The sequence below is a fragment of the Methanoregula sp. genome, assembly GCF_050010295.1.
Classification (GTDB): Archaea; Halobacteriota; Methanomicrobia; order Methanomicrobiales; family Methanospirillaceae; genus Methanoregula.
Genome location: NZ_JBEKLH010000001.1, coordinates 106,832 through 132,744 on the forward strand (window position 1 = coordinate 106,832; position 25,913 = coordinate 132,744).

At 55.6% G+C, this 25,913-nt stretch carries 29 protein-coding genes and 3 tRNA genes; 13 read left to right on the forward strand and 19 right to left on the reverse strand.

Going from position 1 to position 25,913, the window contains the following annotated elements; translation table 11 throughout:
- Position 1 precedes the first annotated feature (1 nt).
- Positions 2-505 (reverse strand): hypothetical protein, encoded by a 504-nt coding sequence (locus tag ABSB80_RS00610; RefSeq protein WP_428367101.1) that lies wholly within the window; start codon positions 503-505, stop codon positions 2-4.
- Positions 506-679: 174 nt separating this feature from the next.
- On the opposite strand from ABSB80_RS00610, the gene ABSB80_RS00615 reads away from it, so the two are divergent.
- Complete coding sequence (locus ABSB80_RS00615) at positions 680-1,285, forward strand: RDD family protein (protein ID WP_428367103.1); 606 nt, start codon at positions 680-682, stop codon at positions 1,283-1,285.
- Between the two features lie 542 nt (positions 1,286-1,827).
- Here ABSB80_RS00615 and ABSB80_RS00620 read toward each other — a convergent pair.
- From ABSB80_RS00620 to ABSB80_RS00640, 5 genes are all read right to left on the reverse strand, one after another.
- Positions 1,828-2,082 (reverse strand): SemiSWEET family sugar transporter, encoded by a 255-nt coding sequence (locus ABSB80_RS00620; protein WP_428367105.1) that lies wholly within the window; start codon positions 2,080-2,082, stop codon positions 1,828-1,830.
- An 86-nt stretch (positions 2,083-2,168) separates the two neighbouring features.
- The gene (locus ABSB80_RS00625; protein WP_428367107.1) at positions 2,169-2,576 is read right to left on the reverse strand and encodes a YybH family protein; all 408 of its coding nucleotides are present in this window, start codon (positions 2,574-2,576) and stop codon (positions 2,169-2,171) included.
- Positions 2,577-2,664: 88 nt separating this feature from the next.
- On the reverse strand, positions 2,665-3,264 hold the full coding sequence (locus ABSB80_RS00630; RefSeq protein ID WP_428367109.1) for an NAD(P)H-dependent oxidoreductase: 600 nt from the start codon (positions 3,262-3,264) through the stop codon (positions 2,665-2,667).
- Positions 3,261-4,088 (reverse strand): class I SAM-dependent methyltransferase, encoded by an 828-nt coding sequence (locus ABSB80_RS00635; protein WP_428367111.1) that lies wholly within the window; start codon positions 4,086-4,088, stop codon positions 3,261-3,263. Before ABSB80_RS00635 ends, ABSB80_RS00630 begins: the two co-directional genes overlap by 4 nt.
- A 961-nt stretch (positions 4,089-5,049) precedes the next feature.
- A tRNA-His gene (locus tag ABSB80_RS00640) sits at positions 5,050-5,122 on the reverse strand.
- 252 nt (positions 5,123-5,374) lie between these two features.
- On the opposite strand from ABSB80_RS00640, the gene infB reads away from it, so the two are divergent.
- Positions 5,375-7,153 (forward strand): translation initiation factor IF-2, encoded by a 1,779-nt coding sequence (infB, locus tag ABSB80_RS00645; RefSeq protein ID WP_428367113.1) that lies wholly within the window; start codon positions 5,375-5,377, stop codon positions 7,151-7,153.
- 150 nt (positions 7,154-7,303) lie between these two features.
- Positions 7,304-7,735 (forward strand): 30S ribosomal protein S6e, encoded by a 432-nt coding sequence (locus tag ABSB80_RS00650; protein WP_428367115.1) that lies wholly within the window; start codon positions 7,304-7,306, stop codon positions 7,733-7,735.
- Positions 7,736-8,284: 549 nt separating this feature from the next.
- Here the strand turns inward: ABSB80_RS00650 and ABSB80_RS00655 are convergent.
- From ABSB80_RS00655 to hypB, 5 genes are all read right to left on the reverse strand, one after another.
- Positions 8,285-8,815 (reverse strand): hypothetical protein, encoded by a 531-nt coding sequence (locus tag ABSB80_RS00655; protein ID WP_428367117.1) that lies wholly within the window; start codon positions 8,813-8,815, stop codon positions 8,285-8,287.
- Between the two features lie 113 nt (positions 8,816-8,928).
- Positions 8,929-9,390, reverse strand: coding sequence for a DUF2240 family protein (locus ABSB80_RS00660; RefSeq protein ID WP_428367119.1), 462 nt, complete (start codon positions 9,388-9,390; stop codon positions 8,929-8,931).
- Positions 9,387-9,809 (reverse strand): hypothetical protein, encoded by a 423-nt coding sequence (locus ABSB80_RS00665; protein WP_428367121.1) that lies wholly within the window; start codon positions 9,807-9,809, stop codon positions 9,387-9,389. The genes ABSB80_RS00660 and ABSB80_RS00665 overlap by 4 nt, the downstream gene beginning before the upstream one ends.
- Positions 9,810-9,965: 156 nt before the next feature.
- On the reverse strand, positions 9,966-10,343 hold the full coding sequence (locus ABSB80_RS00670; RefSeq protein ID WP_428367123.1) for a 30S ribosomal protein S8e: 378 nt from the start codon (positions 10,341-10,343) through the stop codon (positions 9,966-9,968).
- 112 nt (positions 10,344-10,455) lie between these two features.
- Entirely contained in the window at positions 10,456-11,103 is a 648-nt protein-coding gene (hypB, locus tag ABSB80_RS00675; RefSeq protein WP_428367125.1) for a hydrogenase nickel incorporation protein HypB, read from the reverse strand.
- A gap of 54 nt (positions 11,104-11,157) precedes the next feature.
- Between hypB and ABSB80_RS00680 the strand changes: the two genes are divergently transcribed.
- From ABSB80_RS00680 to ABSB80_RS00700, 5 genes are all read left to right on the forward strand, one after another.
- Positions 11,158-11,433 carry a signal recognition particle subunit SRP19/SEC65 family protein gene (locus tag ABSB80_RS00680; RefSeq protein ID WP_428367127.1) on the forward strand — a complete coding sequence of 92 codons (276 nt, stop codon included), beginning with the start codon at positions 11,158-11,160 and terminating at the stop codon, positions 11,431-11,433.
- Entirely contained in the window at positions 11,430-12,083 is a 654-nt protein-coding gene (locus ABSB80_RS00685) for a histidinol phosphate phosphatase domain-containing protein (protein ID WP_428367129.1), read from the forward strand. The genes ABSB80_RS00680 and ABSB80_RS00685 overlap by 4 nt, the downstream gene beginning before the upstream one ends.
- A gap of 101 nt (positions 12,084-12,184) precedes the next feature.
- A complete protein-coding gene (locus tag ABSB80_RS00690; RefSeq protein ID WP_428367131.1) occupies positions 12,185-12,409 on the forward strand; it encodes an H/ACA ribonucleoprotein complex subunit GAR1 in 225 nt (74 codons plus the stop codon).
- 66 nt (positions 12,410-12,475) lie between these two features.
- Entirely contained in the window at positions 12,476-13,480 is a 1,005-nt protein-coding gene (locus ABSB80_RS00695) for a transcription initiation factor IIB (RefSeq protein ID WP_428367133.1), read from the forward strand.
- 207 nt (positions 13,481-13,687) lie between these two features.
- Positions 13,688-13,759, forward strand: a tRNA-Ala gene (locus ABSB80_RS00700).
- 33 nt (positions 13,760-13,792) lie between these two features.
- Here the strand turns inward: ABSB80_RS00700 and ABSB80_RS00705 are convergent.
- Entirely contained in the window at positions 13,793-13,978 is a 186-nt protein-coding gene (locus ABSB80_RS00705; protein WP_428367135.1) for a hypothetical protein, read from the reverse strand.
- A 197-nt stretch (positions 13,979-14,175) separates the two neighbouring features.
- Here ABSB80_RS00705 and ABSB80_RS00710 point away from each other — a divergent pair.
- Positions 14,176-14,247, forward strand: a tRNA-Ala gene (locus tag ABSB80_RS00710).
- A 358-nt stretch (positions 14,248-14,605) separates the two neighbouring features.
- Here ABSB80_RS00710 and ABSB80_RS00715 read toward each other — a convergent pair.
- The 4 genes from ABSB80_RS00715 to ABSB80_RS00730 form a co-directional block, all read right to left on the reverse strand.
- Positions 14,606-15,052, reverse strand: coding sequence for a hypothetical protein (locus ABSB80_RS00715; RefSeq protein ID WP_428367137.1), 447 nt, complete (start codon positions 15,050-15,052; stop codon positions 14,606-14,608).
- A gap of 81 nt (positions 15,053-15,133) precedes the next feature.
- Entirely contained in the window at positions 15,134-15,997 is an 864-nt protein-coding gene (gene thiL, locus ABSB80_RS00720; RefSeq protein WP_428367139.1) for a thiamine-phosphate kinase, read from the reverse strand.
- Positions 15,990-17,954 (reverse strand): DUF460 domain-containing protein, encoded by a 1,965-nt coding sequence (locus tag ABSB80_RS00725; protein ID WP_428367141.1) that lies wholly within the window; start codon positions 17,952-17,954, stop codon positions 15,990-15,992. The genes thiL and ABSB80_RS00725 overlap by 8 nt, the downstream gene beginning before the upstream one ends.
- Positions 17,939-18,793: an RIO1 family regulatory kinase/ATPase domain-containing protein gene (locus tag ABSB80_RS00730; protein ID WP_428367979.1), complete on the reverse strand. Its 855-nt coding sequence runs from the start codon at positions 18,791-18,793 to the stop codon at positions 17,939-17,941. The genes ABSB80_RS00725 and ABSB80_RS00730 overlap by 16 nt, the downstream gene beginning before the upstream one ends.
- A gap of 113 nt (positions 18,794-18,906) precedes the next feature.
- Here ABSB80_RS00730 and ABSB80_RS00735 point away from each other — a divergent pair, with 113 nt between their 5' ends.
- From ABSB80_RS00735 to ABSB80_RS00745, 3 genes are read left to right on the forward strand one after another with little or no spacing between them, the layout of a single operon-like run.
- The gene (locus ABSB80_RS00735) at positions 18,907-19,803 is read left to right on the forward strand and encodes a PP-loop family protein (RefSeq protein ID WP_428367143.1); all 897 of its coding nucleotides are present in this window, start codon (positions 18,907-18,909) and stop codon (positions 19,801-19,803) included.
- The gene (locus ABSB80_RS00740; RefSeq protein ID WP_428367145.1) at positions 19,793-21,502 is read left to right on the forward strand and encodes a potassium channel family protein; all 1,710 of its coding nucleotides are present in this window, start codon (positions 19,793-19,795) and stop codon (positions 21,500-21,502) included. Before ABSB80_RS00735 ends, ABSB80_RS00740 begins: the two co-directional genes overlap by 11 nt.
- A 12-nt stretch (positions 21,503-21,514) precedes the next feature.
- Positions 21,515-22,267, forward strand: coding sequence for an NAD+ synthase (locus ABSB80_RS00745; protein WP_428367147.1), 753 nt, complete (start codon positions 21,515-21,517; stop codon positions 22,265-22,267).
- Here the strand turns inward: ABSB80_RS00745 and ABSB80_RS00750 are convergent.
- The gene (locus tag ABSB80_RS00750) at positions 22,239-22,946 is read right to left on the reverse strand and encodes a glucose-6-phosphate isomerase family protein (RefSeq protein ID WP_428367149.1); all 708 of its coding nucleotides are present in this window, start codon (positions 22,944-22,946) and stop codon (positions 22,239-22,241) included. The two genes, ABSB80_RS00745 and ABSB80_RS00750, sit on opposite strands and share 29 nt — an antisense overlap.
- A complete protein-coding gene (locus ABSB80_RS00755) occupies positions 22,946-24,274 on the reverse strand; it encodes a COG1361 S-layer family protein (RefSeq protein WP_428367151.1) in 1,329 nt (442 codons plus the stop codon). Before ABSB80_RS00755 ends, ABSB80_RS00750 begins: the two co-directional genes overlap by 1 nt.
- A 297-nt stretch (positions 24,275-24,571) precedes the next feature.
- On the opposite strand from ABSB80_RS00755, the gene ABSB80_RS00760 reads away from it, so the two are divergent.
- On the forward strand, positions 24,572-24,697 hold the full coding sequence (locus ABSB80_RS00760) for a hypothetical protein (protein ID WP_428367153.1): 126 nt from the start codon (positions 24,572-24,574) through the stop codon (positions 24,695-24,697).
- 431 nt (positions 24,698-25,128) lie between these two features.
- Here ABSB80_RS00760 and ABSB80_RS00765 read toward each other — a convergent pair whose 3' ends face one another.
- Positions 25,129-25,875 (reverse strand): DUF128 domain-containing protein, encoded by a 747-nt coding sequence (locus ABSB80_RS00765; protein WP_428367155.1) that lies wholly within the window; start codon positions 25,873-25,875, stop codon positions 25,129-25,131.
- Positions 25,876-25,913: the final 38 nt, after the last annotated feature.

Consider the following 25,913-nt stretch of genomic DNA (forward strand, 5'->3'; position numbering starts at 1 on the left):
CTTACATGGAGGGAAGAACCAGCGGGCGGTCGATGACTTTGTAGGTCCTGCCGGCGCTCGTGACGAACACCTCGGCCCGGTCGTTGCCCCGGGTCCCTTCCATCACCAGCTCGTCCCCACGCTGCGGTTTCCTGCTGCCATTATCCATGTATTCTTCGGTGACCTGCCCATCGGAGCGGGTGACCCTCATCATGATGCTCTGGACAGCGATCTCGCCTTTTCCTCCGTTGTAGAGGAGGTGGATCGAGGAGTCCGGGCGTTCCTTTGAGAGCTCGAGGCTGACATACTGCTCCTCGGGCAGGGTCTCGACAGGTACCGGTGTTGATACGACGGATGCGGCTGATGCTGGCAGGGATGACGGCGTTGGCGTGGGGGTGATCACCACAGGAGTGATCCCGTCCTGGGTCGGGCTGGTGCACCCGGCAGAGAGCGCACACAGGACCAGGCCGAGCACGACGGTGAGGAGGAGAAGGTAGTTCATGAAGAGATCTGGTATATTGTTCATATTACTGATTTGTGCTCCGGTCTCCTTCCTCCCTGGACGTTCGGGAACCACGGTTCCCGGCGCAGAGCCGTACCGGCACCCGCGGATCCCGGGAAAAATCCGTTAAAAAACAGGAAAGAACAGTTAAATTAAAAAGGACACCCGGATTAAGTTTACATATCAGGAGTAAATGGAATGTTCTGTCCAAAATGTGGAAAAGAGACTGATGCTTCCGGGAAATTCTGCCAGTGGTGCGGGACTGATATTGAATCAATTCCGGCAAAACCCGTCGCCACTCCTGAAGAGGACGAGGGGCCCGAGATCGGGGTGTATGCGGGGCTGGGCAGGCGCTTTATCGCATTCATTGTGGATATGATTCTCGTCCTTCTCTCGGGAGGGATCGTCATCGCATTCTTCTCCCTGACCAACGGCCTGAAATATGCCTATTTCATGACGGTCAGCGGGGTCAGTTACCATGACATCACCGAGGCAGGTACCCTTGATGCGGCACTTGCGCCGGTGGTTGCTGCATTCGGTATGCTGATCATCGTTGTCCCGTGGCTGTACTTCGCCGGGTTCGAGTCCTCCCGCAGTCAGGCTACCCCCGGAAAAGTACTCATGGGCCTGAGGGTGACCGATATGGACGGGAACAAACCGGCGGTCGCACGGACGACACTCCGGTTCTTCGGGAAATTCATATCGACCCTGATCATCTTTATCGGGTTCCTGATGATCGGGTTTACGAAAAAGCACCAGGGTCTCCACGACAAAATTGCCGGCACGGTTGTCCTGCTGGACTAGGCATCTCAATAGAATACTTTTTTTTAATTTTTTCCTGCGCTGTTCACGGCTGAATATTCCCGTAATCTTTTCGGGCTCTGGAGAAATCCTGTTTGGATAATTCAAAAGATCTGGCATTGTAACGAGGGAATTGTTGGCTCGGAAGAAATCATATTTTTCAAAAAATCAGCTTACAATTTCAGATGATTATGAGGATGACCCCTCACTTACGTCGAAGAACTCTGATGAGTTTTTCTTATCCTCGAGGTTCTGATGAACCCCTTCGGAAATCGGAGAGGTTTCTCAAAACCTCGACGAGATGAAGGGAAGCGTGAGCCGACCTTCGACCTAAACGAAGAATCCTTGCCGGTTCTTCTCCAGCCAATCCTCGCTGACGCGACGATTGACTCCTCGGAAAGTCCCTGAGGTGGGCTCTCTCGTAACTAAACGATTTTCATAGTTCTGAAGTGATCACGATTTAATTCATCTTCTTTTCTGCAGAATTCTTTTTCCATCTCCGCCTGCATCCCACCAGCCGATACCGTGTTCCCGTTAAAACCAGGTCACTTGTACCGGATCTTCAGGCCGAGCAGGACGATAACCAGGACAAACGTGATCAGGTTGGCGGAGATGATGGGCATGGAGGCGACCCAGAGACCATAGACCGTCCAGAGAAGGATGCCGATACCGAAGAGCACGAGCATGGCAAGCGAGAGGTCCCGGGTCTCCCCCAGCTTCCAGGCCTTCACCACCTGCGGGACAAATGCGATCGTGGTGAGAGCTCCGGCAAGATAGCCGACGAGTCCGATTGTGTCCATCATAAGCCTCCGGAATTATTGATCCTGAACTGATTTATACCGTTGGCGTGCCCGGACCCGGTCTGCCGGGGGCTGTCCGGCAGCCTTCATCCCGTGACAGGTTCGGGCGAGAACTGGTCGGCGACAACCAGCCACCGCCCCTTTTCCTTTACCAGGAAGAACATATCACGGCCCTCTATGGCCTGCACCTGCCCGCCCGTTTCGAACCTGATCGTGAACAGATAGGTTGCAACCGCACATTTTCCCGAAGCGAAGATCTGCACGTGATGATCCCTCTCACTCCATGACTGGATCTTCACTGCCGCTACAAAATCCCGCCACCCGGCAACATAGGCCTCCATCCCTTCCAGCCGGCCGGGCGCAGCCGGTACGATCGCTACGGCGCCGGTATGGATGTACGACCGGAATTCCTCTTCGTTCCACGATCCGGTCCATGCCCGGTTCATCTTCCGGATGGTTGTGATAATTTCGCGGGTCAGTGCTGCGTCATCCATAACAGTTCCCATCACACCAAAGGAGCGGCCAGCTCAAAAAGCCCCCGGGTGCATGGCGCGAAAGTGTCGGTGAAAATGCCGGGGCGGATCAGGCAACGGGGGGAAAAGTCCTGCGGGCGATCTTCCGAACCTCGGCAAGCCATGCCCGCCGCTGGTCGTCACTGCTGGTGACCATGACCCCGAACATCTTCCGGTGACAGGCAGGGATGCCGCAGAAGGAGACGATGCAGTCCTTCCAGATCCGTTCGAGGGGATCGCCGAACACATCCAACTCCCGCCTGTGGGGGGTGTTGGACGTATTGAAGACCAGTACCGCCCGGGCATGGAGAAGACCGTCCGGGATGCCTTCACCGGAATCCGTTTCGCTGAAACGGTACGCGACACCGGGGCGGAGCACGCGATCCACCCAGCCCTTCAGGACTGCCGGTGGCATCCCCCACCAGTCCGGGTGGACGAAGACAATCCCGTCGGCTTCCGCGATCTCCCGGCAGTGCAATGCGACGGCAGCGGGGAGCACGGCACCCCGGGGGATCTCTTCGCAGGGCAGCATCGGGTCGAACTTTTCTGCATACAGGTCATGGAACAACACCTCGTGGCCCGCTTCCGCGAGGGTGTCAGCGACCGTCCCGGCAATGGCGTGGTTGAAACTCCCGGGGCAGGGGTGGGCGAGGATAATGGATATCCTCATGGACCGGTCCTGCGGGGGTACTTTTGTGCGGTCGCCTTGAAGAACGTGTAACAGAAGACGCCGTCCGGTTCGCAGGTGCGGTAGAGAGCCCGGATGCCCCGATCCCACGCCTCCCTCTCCATCAGCCCCTGCTTCAGCACTTCGTCCCGGACACCTTCGACCATGGCGGTGAACGTCTGTTTCGTAAAACCTTCCACAAGGGCCGGGCGGGAAGAGTCCACGTACACCATGCGTGGTGAGACGTGGACGTCTCGGTATCCAGCATCCAAGAGGAGGGGATAGAGCTCTCTCCCTACCAGCGCATTGCCGCCAATGTCCTGCTGGAGCCTGACGAGGCACCCGACAGCCTCATGAGCATCGGCATTGTCAGGGTGGAAAAACGTTGACCCGTGATCCCCTTCGATGACCGTGATCGTGCCACCGTCTTTCAGGAACGGGCGGAGCTGCCTGAGCGCACGCCCGGGGTCTGCAAGGTGTTCGAGCACGAAACAAACGAAGATGTGGTCGAAACTCCCGGGTGGAAACGGAAGGCTGTAGATGTCCCCAACCCGGAACGTGACATTTGTGATCCCTTCCTTCCGGATACGTGCTTCCGCCCCCCGTATCGATTCCGGCGAGATATCGACCGAGGTTATCACGGCACCGGGGCTGTTCCGTGCAAGGATGACGGTCTGGGCCCCGATCCCGCACCCGGCTTCCAGCACCTGAGAGCCCGCGGGGTAGCGGGTGTCATCATGCAGGAGGGCAGTAAGAGCTCCCGCCTGGTCCGACAGGCGCTCCGATTCGCGGGTGGAATAACCGTGGACATAGCGGTTTTCGGGCATACGATCTTCAATGGTCCGGGATGGTGATCCGCAGGCAGGAACCTGCCATACAGAATTGCCGTACAAACTTGGTATTCAATGCACAAAAATGTGCTGTGTTGTTGGGATACCAGACCCAGGATAATTATGATCTTTCCGAGGCCGGACAGGATGGAAAACGGGATGATTGAAACGCTAATAAAGCAGGTTTTCCAAAAAATTACTGGGACCAGGTTCCCATTGCTTTCAAGGGCCAGTTACTGATAGTAATTGTTGCCTTATGATTATCATACAACTCAATGAAACCCGTGTACGTCTCACTGCTCCCTCGCTGCGTAGTGAATAGAATTCTTGCATTGTTTGAAGGATCATATGACCATGTGCCATCCAGAGCTGTATTTGGTCCAACCATTAATCCGATCTTCTTATCCGGATTGACAAATGCTTTGACAGTATAAGACGTTGTTTCAACAGGTGCGTCCACAATAATCGTCTTCATGGGCTGAATGCAATTCGATACAGTATTGGTATTGCAGGTGGGACAGGGAGTTGCCGGGCAGGTTGGACAGTTCTGACAGGGAGTGGTGGTGTTAGGACAGGCAGGCGGTGGACAGAATTCGCAGCAACCGGCGACAAAACATATCCCGCATAATAATACAAGAAGAAGAATTGCTGGTTTCATAAATGTTATGATTATATAATGAATATATAAAATATTACGATTTGTTCTGCTGTTTTTCATGATAATAAAAGATTCGATGAAAACAATGAAGACCGAACTGACCCATCCCTACACCATCTGATAAGGTACCGCTTGCGGATATCCGGGAGCGGAGGGTAAATTATAGCAGCGCGGGAAAAGATCCCCGGGTTCGGGAATGCACGGGAACTGATATTACATTTTCTCTATAAAAGGCAATGAGGAGATGCGATCGGGCAAAACATGAAAGCAGGAACTGATTTTAATTGTTGAGTAAAAGAAGGCCAGGGCCGAGATTCGAACCCGGGTCGGAGGATCCACAGTCCTCTAGGATAACCAACTACCCTACCCTGGCAGATGTCCCTTTTATATTGATTCCGGACTCTGATTAATGTATCCTTGCAAAACCCGGCTCCGCACTGCCGGCCGGCAGCCGGACCATGCGACTGCCATCTGAGGTCAGAGTGATAATTAATAGGGTCAGACATCCATTAGATATCAGGTGGCTCTGAACACTTTTTCCAGAACGTGAGGCGCGGCACGTCGGTGGCGGTGCACCGGGGATCGCGGATCCCCCGTTCAGAGCGGGAACGAGGGGTGGCAGGTGATGGCGGAAAACCCGAAGATCAGGACACCGATTGTCTGTGTCATGGGTCATGTGGATCACGGTAAGACCTCGCTGCTCGACCGCATCCGGGGATCGTCTGTCGTGAGTTCCGAAGTGGGGGCGATCACCCAGCATATTGGGGCAACGATCGTACCTATTGATGCTATCCGCACCATGAGCGGGACGATGGGCAAAGTTCCGATCAATATTCCCGGTCTGCTGTTCATCGACACCCCGGGACACCATGCATTCACCACCCTGAGGGCACGCGGCGGTGCACTTGCCGATATGGCGATCCTTGTCGTGGATATAAACCAGGGATTCCAGCCACAGACGATTGAGGCCCTCCAGATCCTCAGGAACTGCCGCACGCCGTTTGTCATCGCGGCGACCAAGATTGACCGGATCCACGGCTGGCGGGTGAACGAGAACGAGTCGTTCCTCGGATCGTTTGCAAAACAGAACGAGCGGGTCAGGAGCGATGTTGAGAACAAGACCTATGAAATCGTGGGAAAGCTTGCCGAACTCGAATTTTCTGCAGACCGGTTCGACAGGGTCACCGATTTCCAGCGCAACCTTGCCATTGTGCCGGTGAGCGCCCACACCGGCGAAGGTATTTCTGACCTGCTGCTGGTCATGATCGGACTTGCCCAGCGCTACATGGGCGACGAGCTCAAACTCTTTGTCGAAGGGCCCGGGGCGGGGACCGTGCTCGAGGTCAAAGAAGAGCGCGGCCTCGGGACGACCCTCGATGTGATCCTGTACGACGGGACTCTCGCTATCGGGGACGAGATTGCCGTTGCCACCCAGAACGGTGTCGTGGTGACGAAGGTGAGGTCGCTCCTCAAACCACGGCCGATGAAAGAGATACTGGTCGAGGACCGGTTCGAGCGGGTGAAATCGGTTGCGGCTGCGGCCGGGATCAAGGTCACCGCTCCGAACCTTGAAGGAGTCATAGCGGGATCCCCGTTTTTTGTCATCCGCGGCAACCGCGAAGAGATCGAGGAGAAGATCAAAAAAGAGATGACCGAGATCCATGTGACCCTTGCCGATGAAGGTATCGTTATCAAGGCTGACACCATCGGCGCACTTGAGGCACTCTGCAAGGAACTCGAGAGCAAGGAGATAGGGGTGATGCGGGCAGAAGTCGGGGCGGTCAGCAGGCATGACCTGATCGAGACCGAGACCATCAAGAACCCGATGTACCGCGTGCTCCTCTCTTTCAACACTCCCGTGCTGCCGGACGCGGCCGATATGATCAAAAATCCGCTCTACACCCAGGTGAAAGTCTTTGAGGGAAGGGTGATCTACCAGCTGATCGACCAGTATATCGCGTGGCGTGACGAGCAGAAAAGGCTCCAGGAGAAACAGCGGTTCGAGCATGTTGTCATGCCAGCCAAGATCCGGCTCCTCCCGGACTGCGTATTCCGCCAGAGCAACCCGGCGGTCGTTGGCGTGCGGGTTCTGGGCGGCAAACTGCGCAGCGACGTGGGGCTGATCAAGACCGATGGCAAAAAAGTAGGACACCTCAAGACCATGCAGCTCAGGCAGGAAGCGATACGGGAGGCCGACGCCGGTCTCGAAGTTGCAATCTCGATCGAGGGCGCCACCGTCGGCCGTCAGGTCAGTGTCGGCGATGACCTGTTCGTGGACATCCCGGAGCGCCATGTCAAAGTTCTCGAGAAGGAGATGCTTTCTACCCTGAACGTGAGTACGCAGGAGATTCTTGCAGAGTTTACGACGATGCGCCGGAAAGCCGATCCCTTCTGGGGCAAATAAACTTATCCGGCCGGCAGGGAACGCGAGGGTTTAATAGCGTACCGGTATAATAAAATGGGTACTTCTCATGGGTAGGCGAATCTGCCGGCAGCCGGAGATGTGAAACAAGACCCTTCGGGTTTTCTGGATAAATAGACGGAGCAAACAGAAATGGTGGAGTTTAAAATCGTTGTATCAGACCCCAAGACCGGTCGTGCCTTTAATGTTGATGCCAGTGGCGGAGCGGCAGGATCTATTGTGGGCAAACGTATCGGTGACGAATTCGATGCCGGCATGCTGGGCCTTGCAGGCTACAAGATCCTGATCACCGGTGCATCCGACCGTACCGGGACCACGGCAAAAAAAGGCCTTCCGGGTGCAGGGCGCAAGAAACTGCTTCTCTCCGGCGGGATCGGGTTTCACCCGAAGATGGACGGCGAGCGACGGAGAAAGATGATCCGCTCAAATGAGATCACCCAGGACTTCGTGCAGATCAATGCACGCGTCACCGCATACGGTGAAAAGCCGCTGGACGAGCTCTTCCCGAAGGTCGCCGGCGAGAAAAAAGCAGAGAAACCGACGGCAAAAGCCGGTAAAAGATAAAGGCAGATTGCCATTTTAACTACCGATTCGTAAAGAGAATTAAAGGGCAAAACGGTAAAAATCGTGCCCGGAATGTGAGATAAAAAAATATACCTGTTTTCTCATGGGAAAAGGCAGTGTTGCCGGTGCACCTATGAATGCACTCCGCACCGGCTTCCACTCTGTTTTACCAAAGATCAATGGAGAGAAATTATCCCCTGGTTTCTCCCGGAACAGAGTATTCAGGACATCTCGTTCTGTACCGGTCCTGAACGGAAACGCATCCCATGGCACTCACACCGGTTCGGACTGCTCTCACCAAAGAGGGGTGGGCAGGGGTTGTTGATGTTGAAACCCTTCAACCTCCTGTCTCACGGAAAGCATCTACAGGTTTAGTCATTGAACAGGGATTATACCTGAGATCAGGTTCGGAACGGGTTCAAAAAAGGAGCAGCCGGCCGGATGGTTTCGTGATCGTTTGGGTCACCACTCCCATGGTAATGGCAGCAGTCATGCGGCAGTTCCATTACCACTCTAAACCGTTCCCGTTGCGCTGGTCGCCGGTGTCCCTCAAAGGGTCTGCGCAGGTTGGGCGACACCCGTTGTGGCGTCCGCTGACAGTGTCACCGTACCATAACTGGTACTGACGCTTCCCTGCGTAAGCAGCTTGCCGCCCTTGTAGATCTCGACGGTCAGGGCATGTTTTGTCGAACTGTCCAGTTTCTGGAAACTTGCCTGGATACTTCCGTTTGCATTCACTACCTCAAAGTACCTGTCACCGGAACTCTGTACGGTCTGCAGATCCGACGGCATTCCGTAGGTCCCTTTAAATCCGCCAATATAGCTGACATGTACCTGGACACCGGTTGCGGGCACGGCCTGCGTGGTTGTCTCGACAACAACGATGGTCGGAGCCGCCGACCCTGCAGAAGTTGTCGGAACAGGAGATACGGTACTGCTCCCGGAACCTGCTGCCTGCCCGGACGACCCTCCGTTTCCCCAGAAAAATACGAGTGCAACAACCACAACCACAATAATACCCACAATCGTGGCAATAGTTACCCAGGGTTTATCGAAAATATCATTTTTCCTCTTTCTCATGGTTTCCGTCTCCGGATTCGGTTTATGAAAGATAGTGAATCAATCAGCAAAAAACTTTGGGCACCATGCCGGTCCGGGTTTATGCCGGCACGTATACCGCAACACAACTCAGCCTATCCTTTTTTTATCATCTGCCCGAGCGGTTCCAGGAGGTCTTCAAAGGGTACATCGTATTTTTTGGCGAGCAGGACGAGTGCTGCCGGCGGGAGGAGGTTGCCATCATATCCGTCTTTGATGATCCGGTTCATCTCCGCGACAACCGCGGTCTCCTCCATCTTTGCGGAGCGGGTGATCCTGGTAACGAGTTCCTGCACCGGATCATTGCGCTCGAATATGGCAGATGTCGGCTTGAACCCGATCGGGATAATAACCTCCGATATATCAAACCGGGGGGTATACAGGCCGTTCTCCTGGCCGATCAGCCCTTCCTCCTCAGCCCGGCGGAGGAGGAGGTTCGCCTGTTCGGTGCTCATCCATTTACGGTCAAGGGCATAGTAATAGACGATCTCATTTTTCCGCATCCCGTTCTTGCGCGTGTGCCGGAACGGAGCCGCAACGGTGAGCTTGAGGGTCACTTCTGGGCACCCAGGAGGATATTTTTCATATCCAGTGCATCCAGCCCTTCACCGCGCCCTTCCTTTGCAATATCGATATCGGTACGGGAGACCTGATCGGTGAGGCGGAGATAAAAAATATCATTCGCAATCGGGACTTTGCCACCACCGCGCAGGGCGAGCGCGAGAACTGATACCCGCAGGTCGGCGGCTTCGGTGATAACACCGGGCCGCAGGACGTCCGGGGTTATTTCGCCGAATGTCGCACGATCAACTGCTATCTCAACTTTTGTCTTTACCTTGACCAGCTCTTTTCCGGTGGTTTTTGTAGATTCCTCGTTGTTCAGGCCGGCGATATATTTCAGGGTCTCGTTAAACGGCATTCCCATCGCAAACGAGAGATCCACTCTCTGAGGGAAACGATAATAGATCCTTCGCATAGCTAGACTTTGAACATCTGAAAGAAAAAAGATTGCTGAACCGTGCGAAAGACTGCAGTTGTCGTACGTGGTCCGATGGCCGGAGGAAATTACGGGAATCCAAAAAGCCATTCAGGGAAAGGAAAACGGGAAAAAAGGGTTTTGATATCGTATCGGTTATTCGAGTAACAGCGCGTTGATGATACCGTCCTGGCCCGGGCGGCTCATGATGCGGGCGCGTCCGATCTCGGTCTTGATGATCGCACCCTTGGTGAGAAGGTTCCGGCGCACATAGTTCGGGTTTGCCCCATTCTCCTCTACCTTCTCGATCTTCACCTTTCTCGTCTCGCCGTTTGCCAGGTTGGTAACATTTGCAAAACTCGCACGCAGGGCACGCACCTTGTCGTTCCCGCCGAACGTGCGGATGATCCGTCTCCGGTCCTCACCGATATGCGTGTCTGCCGGTGCAAGCCCGATCTCTGCTCTCCGCTTCATCTGTGCCGGGCGGCGCCTGCCACCGGTTACCTTCCGTACTGATTCTCCCTGCCATTGCATGGTGTCACTCTCTTTCTGGTCTCCGGGAATCCTGCCCGAAGGTGGTGCTCTATATATTCCCTTCTGAATTATTTATAGTACTTCCTTTTCCCCGTGCGGTGGGCGGGTCATTTCAGGACAGGATCGCGTCAAGGAGCGGGGCAACCCCGTCTCCGGTCTTGAGGTTTGTCCTGAACACCGGCATCTGCGGGTTGTACCGGCGGATGTCCGACTCCATGCGGTCAAGGTTTGCCCCGACAAGCGGCGCAAGGTCGACCTTGTTTATCACGCCGATCGTACAGTCGCGGAACATCATCGGGTGCTTGTTCACCACGTCGTCACCTTCCGTCGAGCTCACGACAACGATACGCTTCTCGGCCCCGAGCCGGAAGTCCGTCGGGCAGACCATGTTGCCCACATTCTCGATAAAGAGGATATCGATGGTATCGAGCGGGAGGTGATCGATTGCATGCTCCACCAGGTGGGCATCGAGATGGCACTCCTTGCCGGTATTTGCATTATAGGCCGGGATCCCGAGCGCGATGATCCGTTTGAAGTCATCGTCGCCGTACACGTCACCGGCGATCGCCCCTGCTTTCAGGCCTTTTTTCCCGAGCAGCGGAACGATCCGTTCGATAAGGGCGGTCTTGCCTGACCCGATCGCTCCCAGCAGGTCGAACGCCCGCACCCCATGGGCCTTCAGGTGGTTCGCATTTTCGTCAGCAAGGGTGTTGTTGGCGTCGTAGACATCCTTCTCAATCCTGACGTCGATATGATGCATGGTATAACGTGGGAGCGTACACTGTTTATACCTTGACCCACAAACGATCCTGCAATGACAAAAGGTGAGTACACATTATATCCCTGCTACTTCAATGCCGCATATTCACGCGGGGAAGGCAGGAGGGTCCCGCGCAGCCTCGGGGTGAAAGGTCCGGTGCTCACTGACCTTGAGCGCGCCCTCAGGCGGGCCGGGGTGAATTTCAGGGTGGATGACCACCACCACCCGGCCCACTGGGCCCGGAGGGAGGGCCGCATCATCGCGGAATGGGGCGAGAGCAAAGAGCGGCTGATCCGGAAAGTTGCCCAGAAGATGGAGGTACGGAAATGAGCGGCATGTATGACCTCCATACGCACTCGATCCTTTCGGATGGCGAGATGCTGCCGATCGAACTGATCCGCAGGATGGCAGTATCGGGATACACAACAGTTGCGATCACCGATCACGTGGATAATTCCAACACCACCTCCGTGATATCGACGCTCAAGCGAGTGCAGGCATCGGCTGCGCTTTTCGGGGTCAGGCTTCTCTGCGGCGTAGAGATCACGCATGTCCCCCCGTCACTGATCGCGGACCTCGCACAAGAGGCAAAAGATGCAGGGGCGGACATCGTCGTTGTGCATGGCGAGACCCCGGTGGAACCGGTTGCCCCCGGGACCAACCGGGCTGCCTGCTCATGCGGATACGTGAATGTGCTCGCCCACCCGGGTCTTATCACTCCCGAAGATGCCCGGCTCGCTGCAAAAAACCGTGTCGCGCTGGAGATCACATCCCGTGGCGGGCACAACCGGACAAACGGCCACGTGGCAATGGTTGCACGGGAAACAGGCTGCCAGCTCGTCATTGACTCGGACGCGCATGCTCCGGGGGATATTCTTGACCAGCACGCGAAATTTATCGTTGCCCGAGGGGCCGGACTGAACGAGGCCGAGTCTACGCAGGTAATATCTTTAAATATCGACCAAATCCTCAGTTCCTGAAATTTCTATTTATACTTTCACGCAATTTTTAAATACCCTCGCGTCAAACATATATAGATTACCAAATTATTTCAACCATTGTATCCTTGAGGTTCTTTAGCATGAAGGTTGTTGGTCGAGCGATGAGCACCGTTGGCGATCGGATGCTCATCATCCAGTGCGATGCCGCCCAGCTCCCCCCGCTCTACAGTGAGCTCATCGACCGGAAGATGAAACCGGTCGGAAAGATCCTCGACCTCTTCGGAAATGTGAAAGCGCCGTATGCAGCAGTCCTCTGCCGTGAAAAATGCACCGTCCAGCCCAACGAAAAACTCTTCACGAAGTAGGCAAGCAATACGGGATAGCCGGTCAGAACGTTATCAGATCAACCCATGAAAATCAGGTGAATGTGGATGCAGGAAGTAGAGAAATTAAAAGTCCTCCAGTCTGAAAGAGAGGCACTTAAATCACGCACAAAGCAGAAAGAGCACGAGAAAAAAGCCGAAAACCATACGGAGACCGTTTGTCCAGAGTGTGGCGGCAGGCAGCTCGTGCATGACTACGAGCGGGCCGAGCTTGTCTGCCAGAGCTGCGGTCTGGTCATTGACGATGACTTTATCGACCGGGGGCCCGAGTGGCGTGCATTCGATCATGACCAGCGCATGAAGAGGTCCCGTGTAGGTGCACCGATGACCTTCACGATCCATGACAAGGGTCTCTCTACCATGATCGACTGGCGTAACCGGGACTCGTACGGGCGGGCGATCTCCTCCAAGAACCGGGCCCAGTTGTACCGTCTCCGCAAGTGGCAGCGCCGCATCCGCGTGAGCAATGCGACCGAACGGAACCTCGCGTTCGCGCTGTCGGAACTCGACCGCATGGCCTCCGCACTCGGTCTTCCGAGAAATGTCCGGGAAACCGCAGCAGTCGTGTACCGTGATGCTGTCGACAAGAACCTGATCCGCGGGCGGAGCATCGAAGGTGTCGCAGCAGCGGCCCTCTATGCGGCCTGCCGCCAGTGCAGCGTCCCCCGTACCCTTGACGAGATCGCAGAAGTATCGCGGGTCTCCCGGAAAGAGATCGGCAGGACCTACCGGTTCATCTCCCGTGAACTGGGCTTGAAGCTCCTCCCGACATCGCCCATCGATTATGTGCCGAGGTTCTGCTCCGGCTTGACCCTCAAGGGCGAAGTCCAGAGCCGTGCCGTGGAGATCCTCCGCCAGGCCGGCGAGCGTGAACTGACCAGTGGCAGGGGTCCGACCGGTGTCGCGGCCGCTGCAATTTATATCTCTTCAATCCTTGGTGGGGAGCGCCGCACCCAGCGGGAAGTGGCTGAAGTGGCCGGGGTTACCGAAGTAACCATCAGGAACCGGTACAAGGAGCTGGCGGAAAAGCTGGATATCGAAATTATCCTCTGATATTCTGACCTTTTTTATCTGTTTTGATGACACGGATATTTCTACCAGCGTGTCTCCGACAGGTTTGCACAAGGATGATTTCTCAATAGAACCCATTTCAACCGGAGTAACGTTCTCTCTTACCTGTCAAACGGATTATTCCCGGGTGCACCCGGACACCAACAACTATATTCCTGCGGCTCAAAACCTATAATCCACACCAGCAGCGGGCTCGTAGATCAGGGGTAGATCGTTACGTTCGCAACGTAAAGGCCGCGGGTTCAAATCCCGCCGGGTCCATTTAACGCCTTTTAAGATATTTAAGAGGGAGAATTATTTCTTCTGCAGGATCTCCTGCACTTCGCTCTCCAGCGTCGACTTCAGCCGCGAAACCGCTTCGTTGAGGTCATTCGTGGTAGTAACTGTGAACGAGTTATCGCTCTTGGGGTCATGATAGTTGACAGTGTATTCGATCTGTCCGTCTTTGGTCTTCTTGGGCTCTATGATCAGTTTTGCCATGAAAACTCCTTCCCGGATCGATTGCCCGGAGTATGGTTTTAGTATATCTCCCGGTTCACAAAATGGTTATCTATTCCGGCAAAAACTGCCCTGAATCAAAAAAAACGGGAATGGGTTCCCAAAAAAATCCCCGCGTGATCAGTAACAACTATAAGGAATCCGCAGAAAAATAGTATGCCACAGATCTAACGGTAAAAGGGCTCGTAGATCAGGGGTAGATCGTCACGTTTGCAACGTGAAGGCCACGGGTTCAAATCCCGTCGAGTCCATTCTTCATTTCTGCTGAATATCTCTTTATAGACCGCAGGGTCTTTCCGGGTTAGAAGGGCCGAGTCCGAAGGGGTCTTCAGGACCCCGGGGATGAGAAGAACTCATCAGAGTTCTTCGAGCCCTCGCGTTGAGACGGGGTCAAATCCCGCCGGTTTCATCCTTCTGGTATCTTTGTCCGGGACCGCAAGGTCTGGCTGTAAGGGAATCTCCGGCACCCGGGACCAGGAAGTACAGACAGACCTTTGCTGCCGATATCTTTCTACGCAAGGAGATGTTGCAACGGTTGATCCGGGAAGGTCAAATCTTCGGAGTGTTTGCACGGAGGGCATCACCTTGGTACTTGCAATCCGGAAAGAATCAGTCGATCCATTCAAGCAGCTGGTGCGATTTTTCTTCAGCACTCTTCCGGATCATTTTCTGTTTCACTTTTTTTACCGCTTCATCAGCAGGAGAGGGACCCCGCTCGAACTGCCCGTAGTCCATGTAATCACGGGTGATCCCATCATCGCCACCGGCAGTAATCTCATGGGCAGTTGATTCCGGCCCGCTGACCGGGTCGGGATTTGCCTGCTGGTCTCCCGTCCGGAGGACATCATGGACCATTACCGCAGGTATACCCTGGTCCTGATGCGTTTCCAGTGCGGTCATCACCGGAGGAGGTGGAGTGAGAACGGGGGGTGCAGCCGGGGTGACGTCCCGGACCGGCAGCGGACCTGACCGTGAAAGAAGAAAATCCACAAAGTCTTCCACCTCTTTACGTTCGTCGGGTGACAGCTGGCCGAGTTTGCTTTCCAGTGAGTTCATAGGGGACGCCCGGAATGTCCGTATAATAAAATGTCTCGCTGTAATGATATTTTAAGAGAGCGCCGGACCGGATACAAAAAATTATTTCCAGTGGTGCTGGTATCCCCGCTTTTCGAGGGGTTTTCCATCCGCCATCACTGCCTTTTCTGGGACGGCTGTGCCGATGACCGTTGCGGCGACCCCCTGTACCGGAAACCTGCCGGGGGCAATGGTAAAGATCAGTTCGTAGTCCCCGCCGCCATAGAGCGCCAGCTCGCGGGCCTGGTCCGCGGGAATCGCCGCAGGGAGGGGGAGCCGCGACGAATCGATTGAAAAACCGCACGGGTTGACACTCATCAGATCATAGAGTGAGAGGGCGATGCCATCACTGTCGTCCATCATCGCACTCACTCCTGCCCGGCCAAGGATCTGCCCTTCATCCACGCGGGGCTGAGGTTCGAAGAGCGCTTTCTCGTACTGGGGGTATCCGTCCAGTCGCGCCTGGGCCTGTCCCGGCGTGCCGGTGATGCAGACAAGGTCCCCGGGTCTTGCCCCGGTACGGCGCACGAGATGGTCTTTGTCCACGAGGCCGAGGCCGGTCGTGACAACGGTGAGCTCGTCGTGCCGGTCTATGTCCCCCCCGATTATGGCGGCGCCGAACCGGGTGCAGCAGTCTTTTGCCCCCTGCATCACGCCGGAAAGACTCCGCCAGTCATCGAGCCCTACGGCGATGAGCACGTATTTCGGGGCAGCTCCCATGCTCGCGATATCGGAAAGGGTGACGGCGGCGCTCATCCACCCGGCCTGCCAGTCCGTCATGCCGGGAACAAAGTCGGTTGTCCGGTGCAGCATGTCCGTGGTCGCGACCATGAACCGGTCCCCGCAGGGCAGGACGGCACAGTCATCAAGGCAGTTTTCCCGCCCGACGATGTCCATCACGGTTTCAAGGAGTTTCCGATCATCCACCTTTTCGTACCTCCTTACCCCGTTCGCTTTTGTACTCTTTGAAGATGTGCTCTATCATCTCCGATCTCTTCTCCCGCTCTGCCTTTGCCCGCCGGTCCCTCCAGCGGGTAAGCGCGGCTTCCAGGGTTTCTTTTCCGCACAAACCCTGGTTTCCCCGGACCTGCACGCCAGGCTCCGTATCGGACAAAAGCGGGACACCGGCTTCCGCAAACGAAGGCGGGAGCAACGGGTCGCCCTCATAGAGGACCTTTTCTCCCACGATGACTGCCTGTACCCTGAGCTCGGCGAGGTCCTTGATCACGCTCCTCCCCCAGCCGTCCGTGCGGGTCACAAAGATGAGGTCCCCTTCGTCAATTCCTACGTCATCGGCAAGCCTGCGGAGCCCTTCCCTGGTCAGGGTCTCCATGACTTTCACCGGCAGCACATCGCCGTCCATCGAAAGTTCGGCGAACTTTTTGATCCTCCCGAGCCGTTTTACGAGGTTGCGGTTATGCCTCTCTTCCTTGCGCAGGAGCTTTTTCAGGCTCTGGATCACTGCTTCCTTTTTTAGTACTTCTGTATCCTTTGCAAGCTCCACATCCCGTGAAGTATGCACCTTCCTCAGGCGCGACTGGAGCCGGCGGACCTCGTAGTCCTTCTCCTTGACTTCTTCCTGGAGTTCGGCAACAAACGTCCGCAGGCGTTTCACCATGCCGTCGAGCACCCGCACCCGTTCATCGTGTTTTGAATCAACCTGGACCGGCGGAGCGGATGTTTCCGGGACCGTGGCCGGTACTTTCATGTCGCCGAGGACCTGATCAAGAGACTGTCCGCGGATCACCCGGGCGCGGACCTCGTCGAGATCATGCCCGGGCGGGATCCGCTTCACCAGGTTCTGGAACTTCTGGCGGTACTGGCGGTAGGCATCGAGTGCCGCGGAGAGTGCGTCCCGTTCATGGTCGTTGGCATATGCAAACGGGGTGGTAAGGTCCACCTTGGTCTCAACACTCACGTCCTGCCGGGGCGTATAGGCAACCGCAGAAAATGCCCTGCGGATCTTTTCGACCGTATACGGCATCTCCTGCACGTCGGATGCGATGATCAACGGCTTTCCCACTTTGTAGAGTGCCTCGATCACATCGGACATGGTCATCTGCCGGGAACTTGCAAGCCGGAGGAGGTTGCCGTCAAGGTCAAGGGCCGCAATCGCTGTCGTTGTACCTGGATCAATCCCGACGATCATGTAACGGGGCTTGCCGGAAAGCGGGCGGAACTGTATCCGTTCGAGACGCTTGCCGCTGATCCTGACCTGCACGTCAGCTCCCCGGTAGGTCGAAACCGGCACCTGGTCCCGGGTAGCAAAGACCCGGAATGCCACGCGACTGCACCCGCCGAATGCACGGGTCTCCTTCTTGACGTACCTGAGCCCGGCAGCGGCAAGGGCCATCTCGATCTCCCGCCCTTTGAACTGCACGGCCCCGTGCATCTTCCGGACATACCGGTTCTGGCTCCACCCGCCCTTGCCCGGGGAGCGGTGGCGGCTTACGACGACTTCGCTCTCGTTCACAAAGGCTATCACCTCTGCACCCGCGCCCAGCGATGCCACCTGTGCGGTCGTCCTCGCTTCGGCAAAAGGATCGAACCGGTTGAAACTGATGTTGTACCGTGCAGCTACTTTCCCGAGTGTCTCCTTGCGCTCCCCCCCGGTAACCTGAACGAGCCGCGTCCGGGGCGGAAGTCCCTGCAGGAAGAAATAAAGCTCGTGCTGGTCGGCTGCAACCTCCTGCAGGCTGTCAACCGCGAGAATATCCGGTTGCTCATCGGCAAGCATCCGGAAGAGACGGAACATCGAGACCTCCGACTCGCCCTCGATGGTCTGGCCGTCCATGCGGACAAGGGCATACATTGGCCGCCGGGACCTGGACCGGACAGAGCCCCTGATGATATCGATGCCAAAGATCTTCAGCCGGTCACGCATTGGATCGCATCCCTGCTGTCGTATGTCAACTGGTATTTCCGGACAAAGAAGGAGAGGATGTTGTCGATATCCCGTGCCACGATTACGGCCGCATTCGGGTGGGTGGTCTCTACCCACTGTGGCCAGTCGATGAAGACGCACCTGCCGTCCTCAACAAGGATATTGTATTCCGAAAGGTCTGCATGGATGACACCTGCCCGGTAGACACGGCGGACACCATCGAGGATCTCATCGAGCACTTCCCGGGGACATTCCAGGCGGCAGCGGTTGAGGATCGTGCCGTGTATCAATGCCATGACGACCGTGTGCCGGTTCTGGCCGATGGGGAGCGGCACGCTGACGTGGGGGTGCAGTTTTGTCAGTGCCAGGAACTCCCGCTCTGCTGACTTCCGGGAGGCGATGAGCCAGGGACAGTGCCCTTCCTCCATGTACTCCCGGTTCAGCCGTGCGGAAGCAAATGACCGCCCTCCGATCCGGTGGAACTTGATCGCAACCGGCCCGAGCCCGAGGGCTTCGTATACCACGGATTCTTTACCTTCCCCGATAAGCGGGCCGAGGGCCGTAATCGTCCCGTTTCGTGAGAGCGTAGCAAGCGCAAGCGTATCGTATCCGCCAAAAACCAGGGCATAGCCGTCATAGGGGACCGGGTTGAACCGGACCATCCCCCATGCGATCAGGCGGGACAACCGGTAGTTGACTTCTGATTCCGACAGTTTTGTGGCAGTCCGGATCTGCTCGAGCGGGACCCAGGCGTAGCGTTTCATCCCGCGTTCAAGGGCAAGGAGTATCGTCTTTTCGTATTTATTGAGAGTGCGGATATGTTCCGCTGCAACGACCATGATCGTTAGAGTGGTTATTTCGCGGACTATAAAATCACATCTTCCGTACCAGCCCGGGAGGATTATCACAACCTTAAACATCTTTATCGTCGAGAATAGATCGGAAAAAACGAATGCAGTGCGACAAGTGCAGAAGAGAGGCGATCATTTTCCAGCCGTATTCGGGAAAGCATCTCTGCAGGGAGCATTTCCTGGCAGATGCTGAGACAAAGGCAAAGCGAACAATTCGCTCTCACCAGTGGCTGCGTCCAGGCGATCATATTGCAGTCGCCCTTTCGGGAGACAAAAAGAGCAGCGCACTCCTGTTTTTTCTGAAAAAGCTTACCGGAAAACGCCGCGACATCAGGGTCTCTGCCATCTTCATCGACGAAGGGATCGGCGGTTACCGCCATAGTTCCCGCGCCCGGGAGGTTGCGGACGCGCTGGAGACGGAATGCCATACGGGCTCACTGCGGGAAGAGTTCGGCATTACCATGGACAGCCTCGCAAAGGAGAAGGGAGGCAATTCGGTATGCGCCTGGTGCCGCACCCTTCGCGACACCATGCTTATGAAAATCGCTTCTGAACAGGGTGCAACAACGATCGCGAAAGGACGGTCGCTCGATGAAAATGCCCTGTCAACGGTGGAGTTCATGCTGCAGGGAGAGCCGGAGCAGCTGGTCAGTTCCTGCCGGGGGGTGCAGAACAGGATATCGTGGATAGCGCCGTTCAGTCATATTCCCGCCGATGAAGTGGATCTCTACGCGGACCTGCAGGGGATCGGGTTCCCGGCAACCGGATGTCCTTACGGGAAAATGCCGTTTCACCGGGACGTGAAGATCCTGCTGGAGGAGTATACCGCCAGCCATCCCGCAACCCGATATGCCGTTGCAAACCTCGGTGAGACGCTGGCCGGGTACGCGACATCGGCAGGAGGCAGAATCCTCGCCTGCAGACAGTGCGGTTCGGTCATCAGCGGTACGTGCCGGGCCTGTGAGATACGTGATGAGGTGAAGCACCGTGGTGCATAAACCCGGGCATATCTGGAGGGCGATCCGGAACTCCCCGGGGATCCAGATCTCGATCTACTTCGTCGCATTTGCTTCGCTCATCGGCCTGTATACCTATATATTCCATGTGTTCTACCCTATTCTTGAGAACAATACCATATCCTGGTCCCATGCCCTGTTCTTTGTCGTCGAATCGATGACTACGGTAGGATATACGGATATTCCCCCTTTTACCAACAATCTGACGATATTCCTTGCGATCCAGATCATGCTCTCGGGCGTCATCATGATCTTCATCGTCGTCCCGCTCCTTCTTGCCCCGTTCCTCACCACGCTCCTTGCACCAACTCCGCCAAAAAAGACTTCTCATGTCCTCACGGGGCACGCCGTGATCTTCGGCTCGGACGAGCTCACCCGGTCGGTGATTGACAGCCTAACCATATCAGAACATGATATCGTCATCGTTGAGCAGGATAAAGCAACGGCTCTTGAGATCGCGACCCACTACCGCAGGAAAGCGTATGTCATCTGGGGTGGATATACCGACCCGAACACGTGGTCTGCGGCACATATTGCCCAGGCAAACTTCATTGTCATCAGCAAGGATGAGCGACTGACGGCTAATATCATCCTTGGAATACGCAAGACGGCCGGGGGCAGGATCATCTCGGTTATCGATAAGCTCTCATTTGACCGGTACCTGCGCTATGCAGGTGCTGATTATGTCCTCTCCCCCAAAAACTCGACCGGCAGGATTCTTGCCCGCCACGCGGTCCTGAATCCCGAGGGAGATACCGTCCAGGAGATCCCGGGTATGGACCGTATCACCATCAATGTCAACCACACACCTGACCATGAGATCCGGTTGATCAACATTCCCGTGGTGGCGGGATGTATGGCTGAAGGGAAGAGTCTCAGGGAACTCCAGCTGTTCGAAAAGTACGGGATCCTCATCCTGTTCCTCTGGAAGTCAGGGACATTTGTCGCACAGCCGGGCAACGACGTGATCGTCGATGACAGCACCTCCCTTTTCCTTTTCGGCAGGGCGGATGCAATCATCAGAGCGATTCACGCCGAATTCGATGCCGGAGGGGGGAGGGATGCCAGGGCGGTCATCGCAGGGTTTGGCGATGTCGGGAGAGCGGCGTACCAGGAACTCCTCTCATCAGGAACGTCATGTACCGTTGTCGATTCAAGGCAGCACGAAGTTGCTGATCAGGTTGTCGGGAACGCCGAGGACGAACAGATCCTCAAAGATGCCCGGATTGAGAACGCCCAGTTCTGTATTGTTGCCCTGAACGACGATGATGTGAACATTTTCACCACGCTGATGGCCCGCAACCTCAACCCGAATATCCGCATCCTCGCCAGGGCAAATGAACCGGCTTCGGTCGACAAACTGTACCGTGCAGGGGCGGACTATGTAGCCCTTCTCCCCATGATCGGCGGCCAGACAATCGGGAGGATCATCCTCGCCGATACCGTGACCATCCTGCTCGACCTGCCAAACGGCGACATCGTGGTGATGAAACAGGTCATGCTGAGCCATTCCCGGACAGCCGGGTGGTTTGCACAAAAGAGCGGTGTGCGGATCATCGGCATCGAGAGTATGAACCGTTCGATAATCGCCCCGGGCCCAGATGAGGTTCTCAAGAGAGACGATAGTATCATCGCTGTCGGGAACACCGAACAATTAAAAAAGTTTATTCATCTACTTTAACCGGGTGAAATAGTGTCAGAAGATCTGGGGTGCAGGATGGGACAGGTCGAACAGATGATCCGCTACGCCTACTGGAATGCCGGGTGCAGGGGGATCATTGTCGGGCTCAGCGGGGGAATTGACTCTGCAGTTACGGCAGCATTCTGCTGCCGGGCTGTCGGTGCGGATAAGGTGCTCGGGCTCTCCCTGCCTTCAGGAGTGAGCAGGGCTGTTGATATCAGGGACGCCGCGGACCTCTGTACCGGGCTCGGCATGGCGCACCGAACCGTATGTATCGAACCCATGCTTGAAGCGTTCAGGTCCATGCCGGAATTCAGGGACACGCCGTATCTCTCGGGAAATCTCATGGCACGCATCCGTATGACCGTCCTGTACTATCATGCCAACCGGGATAACCGGCTCGTCTGCGGGACATCAAACCGGAGCGAGTACATGCTCGGGTACTGCACAAAATTCGGGGACAATGCAGCAGATATTCAGCCGATCGTCCATCTCTATAAAACTGACATTTACCTTGTTGCCCGGGAACTTGGCATTCCCGACCCGATCCTGCAAAAAACGCCTTCCGCAGGACTATGGGAAGGCCAGAGTGACGAGAGGGAGATCGGCCTTTCCTATACCGAGATCGACACAGCCCTCCGTGCTCTCGAGGACCAGGAATGGTCTGCCAGGACACCGGTGGAAGAGAGAGTTCTCGCACTCGTAAAAAAGAGCGAGCACAAGCGGATCTCCGCCCCTAACCTTTTAGCAATACCTCAAAAATAGCGGCATATTTTTCCGGCCGGTTCAGGAACGCGAGCGCATCCTCGTTCCCGATAAGGTTGTACAGCGGCCCCCTGATGATGCGGCGGGCCCCGTGTCCTGAATTGGGCCGGAGGTGCCGGACCGGTGGCAGGTCCGGATACTGAGGGTTTTTCTCCAGGTCGCCGGAACACAATTCGAAATATGCCGCACCGTGACGTTCCTCGTATTCCCGGTAATCACTCTCGAATGCGGTTGAGACAATATTGGCCATCACCAGGGTCTCGTCAGGAGTGGGATTTATCGAGACGTGCCCGTAACCGGGAGGGATGATAACAAGGTCTCCTGCGCATGCCGCGATCAGCACGATATCGTCAAGGGTGCGTGACTGGAGGAGGTAATGCGCCTGGCCTTCAAGCACTTCATAGATCTCAGGATATCCCACGCCGGCCATATTCTCAGGGTGATAATGGCCTTTGGTCTTGACCCATTCGCCACAGAGATCCCGGGGGGGAATGACCGTGAGATCATACCGGAGGTGGCGGGAATGGAGCCACCGCCAGTCGGCATCCGATCTCGCAAGATCGCGGTACATAAAATAGAGAGGATCTTCGGATGTACAGAGGGGATTGGCAAGGACAGGGCGCATGTCCCCGATTGTCCGGACTGCAGGGGCTGGAAGATCCCCGTCCCATCCAAGCATCACTTCTTCTTTCGCGTTCCAAGTAAATAATACCCGGCGCCGGCCATGAGCAGGACGATGATTACAACCACCGGCAGCAGCACGACACTGCTGAATGCCGGTTTCTGGACTACCTGTACCGGTACCTTGAACGTGTCGGAGACCAGGTTGTTATCCAGGGAATCCTGGTAACTGACCACGGTATCGAGCGCGTAATTATTGACTGCCGCATCAGAACCTGTGCTGATGTCGTAGCGTGCGGTTGCCATATCACCGGGTTTCAGGTCGCCGAGGTATGCGGTGTTGTCAGTACTTGAGAACGGATCGACCGCTGATAACCTCGATTCTGCATGGTAAGCAGTAACCGTACCGGTATTCTGGTACTGGACGGTGATAACACTGTCCGAACCCTGGGTCACCCTTGGCGTTGCGGAGGTGATGGAAAACGTGATCTTGGCCTGGACAGGGACCCCAATCGTCTGGGCTTCCGAGGTTACCGTATCTCCATAGCTGTTCTCGTAGGTCACGGCGACATCAACCGGATAGGTCTGATTTTGTGCATCGCTGGAAGCGGTGACCTCATACCTGCAAAAAACCGGTTGATTCCGCGGGAAGTCCCCGATAAAAATGCTGCTGTCGATCGGTATAACCGGGCTGTTCCCGTTCTGCAGCACCTTTACTATCGCCTCCCTCCCGTCATCTGACCCCATGTTGACCAGGGTGAGGTCCAGGTATCCGGTGGAACCGACACTCAGGTTCTCTGCCACAGATTTGGTTACCTTGATCAGTACCGTCGGGGTGATTTTTATGGTGATCGGAAACGTAACATTTTCCCTGACGTATAGGGAATTGAGGGTATCTGCTGCAGGCTGGGTCGAGGCGGCGAGATACGTGTAGCCGACCGTGAGCGGGAGCTGGTATTCACCGATCGTTGCATCCTGGGTTATTTTTACAATAATATTTACCGGGACCTGGCCCTGGGTGGGGATATCTCCGATGTTCTGAGGATCGCTCTTTACAACAACAGGGGCATCACCCGCTGAAAGTCCGACCGTAACCATTTTTGCCGTGGTCGGGACATCGTCGCGTGGGATGGGACCGGCGGAGTCGCAAATAGTTTGCGTGGATCCCATGGTGCAGGTATAATCCACGGATTCAATGGTACTGATACCGCTGTTCTTCACGATCACGCTTATCGTGGCATCCTGCCCCGGCGAAAATTCGTTGACACCTGATAGTACAGCGGACATCTGGGGGCTTGCGCCAGAATATGTCGTCACACCCATGACCGGAAGCGTGCACAACAGTGACAGGAGCAGGAAAAGGAAGATCTCTTTGCGATATGTCATCGGGCATCACTTGTTGTTATCGCTATAACAACATTTACTATTGCAGGATATAACGTGATGGCTCCATGACAATGCCTTCAGAAAATCCGTTCCGGCTCATTGAAGGTCTCAAATCGCCTGGATTGACAAAATTCGAAGCTCTTGTCTCCATCGAGATTCTTAAGGTGACGAGAGCCACTGCAACGGAAATCCATGGATCATCGGGCGTTCCGCGCGCATCATTCTGTCCGGTCATCGACCAGCTCATGGATAGACCTCGTTTCAGTCTCTCCGTCGATCCCGAAACGTTTTGCAGCCATGCCGCCAGAAGAAGCCATCGCCCGGCTGCGGGTACATGGCGACCGTGACGCGGATTATGCTCTCGGGAACCTCCCGGCCATCCACAACGGCAGGATGAAGGCTGGACAGGGGGTAAAGAACTGATCTGGAATATTCATGGCAGGGAGGGCCTGCAAAAAACCCGTCGATCTCATTTCCCGTGCAAAAAGGATATCCGGTTTTTTGCCCGCACCCGGATCTTTTCCGATGATATCAGAAAGGAACTCAACGCTGTCCCGGATATGGTCGACATAAGGGTTATCACTTCCCCGTGTGAAGGGCCATCTCCGGAAAACATGAAGATCTCTATTAAAAACACCTGCGATGCCAAAGGAACCGGACACAGCTTAGGACATAATGGGCGGGGGCATGTGCATCATTGGCGGGTACAGGGTAGTCGCGATTGCGGGATCCGGTGATGTGGATGCCGTTGCCCTGTTTTCAGAACCGGGAGGTTTTGCCCGTTTTTTTATCCGGTATTACAACCTTAATGTTGAATGGGCAAAAAAGAGACCACAGATCTCCCTTTCTCAGTTCTAGTAATCACGGATCTCTTCCATGTCGGAGATGTCCATGAGGCCCTTCATCGCCTGGGTCTGGACCCACCGCTCCCCTTCCCTGATCGCGGCCATCGGGTTTGTGCCCCCGATCGCCGCGATCGCAACAAACTGGGGGTTCACCGGCACGCCGAGGAGCGGGACATTGGGCATACCCACTTCAAGGATACCCGAGTAGCTGCTGCTCGCGAGTTCATCCAGCACCATACCGACGAGGGGCTCGGCCTCCATGTGGAATTCCCGGATATTGGCAAGGATGTTCCCGCTCCCCCGCCGCATCACGCTGGTGACAGACGTGGTATTCTGGGATATGAGGACCTGGAGCGGGTCGATCGTTGTATGCTCGTAGAGGATGATATGGGTGAACCGCAGGGGGGTGCGGTTTTCGATCTCAACAACACCTCCGCCGATCGGGTTTATCGGGATCCCCCGCCGGATCAGGAGACCGTCGAACGTGATGCTGCACATGGTACAGATTCCCGTACAGCCTTTCGGTATGACATAATCGGCGACCTTCTGTCCCTGTGAATAAAATTTTACCAGTCCGCTGACGCTGACTCCCGTTTTATACGCGTCCTTGAGGACGGATATTGCATAGTCCAGGTCCTCGTTTTTGATCAGGGACAGGTTGTAAACAACCTTCCCCTCCCCCGTAACCGGATCAAACGTGACTTGGATGGCATAATCTTCGATGTTGTGATTGACAAACTTGAGCGGGAGCATCATTACACTAATCTCGGACATCGCAATAGAAAAATTGTTCT

Bases quoted from the DNA above. Each gene is read 5' to 3' on its own strand.
- ABSB80_RS00655 (WP_428367117.1), bottom strand. From the start codon at position 8,815: ATGAGAAAGAGGAAAAATGATATTTTCGATAAACCCTGGGTAACTATT.
- ABSB80_RS00735 (WP_428367143.1), top strand. From the start codon at position 18,907: ATGCAGTGCGACAAGTGCAGAAGAGAGGCGATCATTTTCCAGCCGTAT.
- ABSB80_RS00705 (WP_428367135.1), bottom strand. From the start codon at position 13,978: ATGGCAAAACTGATCATAGAGCCCAAGAAGACCAAAGACGGACAGATC.
- ABSB80_RS00610 (WP_428367101.1), bottom strand. From the start codon at position 505: ATGAACAATATACCAGATCTCTTCATGAACTACCTTCTCCTCCTCACC.
- ABSB80_RS00615 (WP_428367103.1), top strand. From the start codon at position 680: ATGTTCTGTCCAAAATGTGGAAAAGAGACTGATGCTTCCGGGAAATTC.
- ABSB80_RS00760 (WP_428367153.1), top strand. From the start codon at position 24,572: ATGCCGCCAGAAGAAGCCATCGCCCGGCTGCGGGTACATGGCGACCGT.
- ABSB80_RS00730 (WP_428367979.1), bottom strand. From the start codon at position 18,793: ATGGTCGTTGCAGCGGAACATATCCGCACTCTCAATAAATACGAAAAG.
- ABSB80_RS00650 (WP_428367115.1), top strand. From the start codon at position 7,304: ATGGTGGAGTTTAAAATCGTTGTATCAGACCCCAAGACCGGTCGTGCC.
- ABSB80_RS00665 (WP_428367121.1), bottom strand. From the start codon at position 9,809: ATGCGAAGGATCTATTATCGTTTCCCTCAGAGAGTGGATCTCTCGTTT.
- ABSB80_RS00630 (WP_428367109.1), bottom strand. From the start codon at position 3,264: ATGAGGATATCCATTATCCTCGCCCACCCCTGCCCCGGGAGTTTCAAC.
- ABSB80_RS00625 (WP_428367107.1), bottom strand. From the start codon at position 2,576: ATGGATGACGCAGCACTGACCCGCGAAATTATCACAACCATCCGGAAG.
- ABSB80_RS00765 (WP_428367155.1), bottom strand. From the start codon at position 25,875: ATGATGCTCCCGCTCAAGTTTGTCAATCACAACATCGAAGATTATGCC.
- ABSB80_RS00620 (WP_428367105.1), bottom strand. From the start codon at position 2,082: ATGGACACAATCGGACTCGTCGGCTATCTTGCCGGAGCTCTCACCACG.
- ABSB80_RS00750 (WP_428367149.1), bottom strand. From the start codon at position 22,946: ATGCTTGGATGGGACGGGGATCTTCCAGCCCCTGCAGTCCGGACAATC.
- ABSB80_RS00680 (WP_428367127.1), top strand. From the start codon at position 11,158: ATGACAAAAGGTGAGTACACATTATATCCCTGCTACTTCAATGCCGCA.
- ABSB80_RS00670 (WP_428367123.1), bottom strand. From the start codon at position 10,343: ATGCAATGGCAGGGAGAATCAGTACGGAAGGTAACCGGTGGCAGGCGC.
- ABSB80_RS00690 (WP_428367131.1), top strand. From the start codon at position 12,185: ATGAAGGTTGTTGGTCGAGCGATGAGCACCGTTGGCGATCGGATGCTC.
- infB (WP_428367113.1), top strand. From the start codon at position 5,375: ATGGCGGAAAACCCGAAGATCAGGACACCGATTGTCTGTGTCATGGGT.
- ABSB80_RS00725 (WP_428367141.1), bottom strand. From the start codon at position 17,954: ATGCGTGACCGGCTGAAGATCTTTGGCATCGATATCATCAGGGGCTCT.
- hypB (WP_428367125.1), bottom strand. From the start codon at position 11,103: ATGCATCATATCGACGTCAGGATTGAGAAGGATGTCTACGACGCCAAC.
- ABSB80_RS00635 (WP_428367111.1), bottom strand. From the start codon at position 4,088: ATGCCCGAAAACCGCTATGTCCACGGTTATTCCACCCGCGAATCGGAG.
- ABSB80_RS00715 (WP_428367137.1), bottom strand. From the start codon at position 15,052: ATGAACTCACTGGAAAGCAAACTCGGCCAGCTGTCACCCGACGAACGT.
- ABSB80_RS00685 (WP_428367129.1), top strand. From the start codon at position 11,430: ATGAGCGGCATGTATGACCTCCATACGCACTCGATCCTTTCGGATGGC.
- ABSB80_RS00755 (WP_428367151.1), bottom strand. From the start codon at position 24,274: ATGACATATCGCAAAGAGATCTTCCTTTTCCTGCTCCTGTCACTGTTG.
- ABSB80_RS00695 (WP_428367133.1), top strand. From the start codon at position 12,476: ATGCAGGAAGTAGAGAAATTAAAAGTCCTCCAGTCTGAAAGAGAGGCA.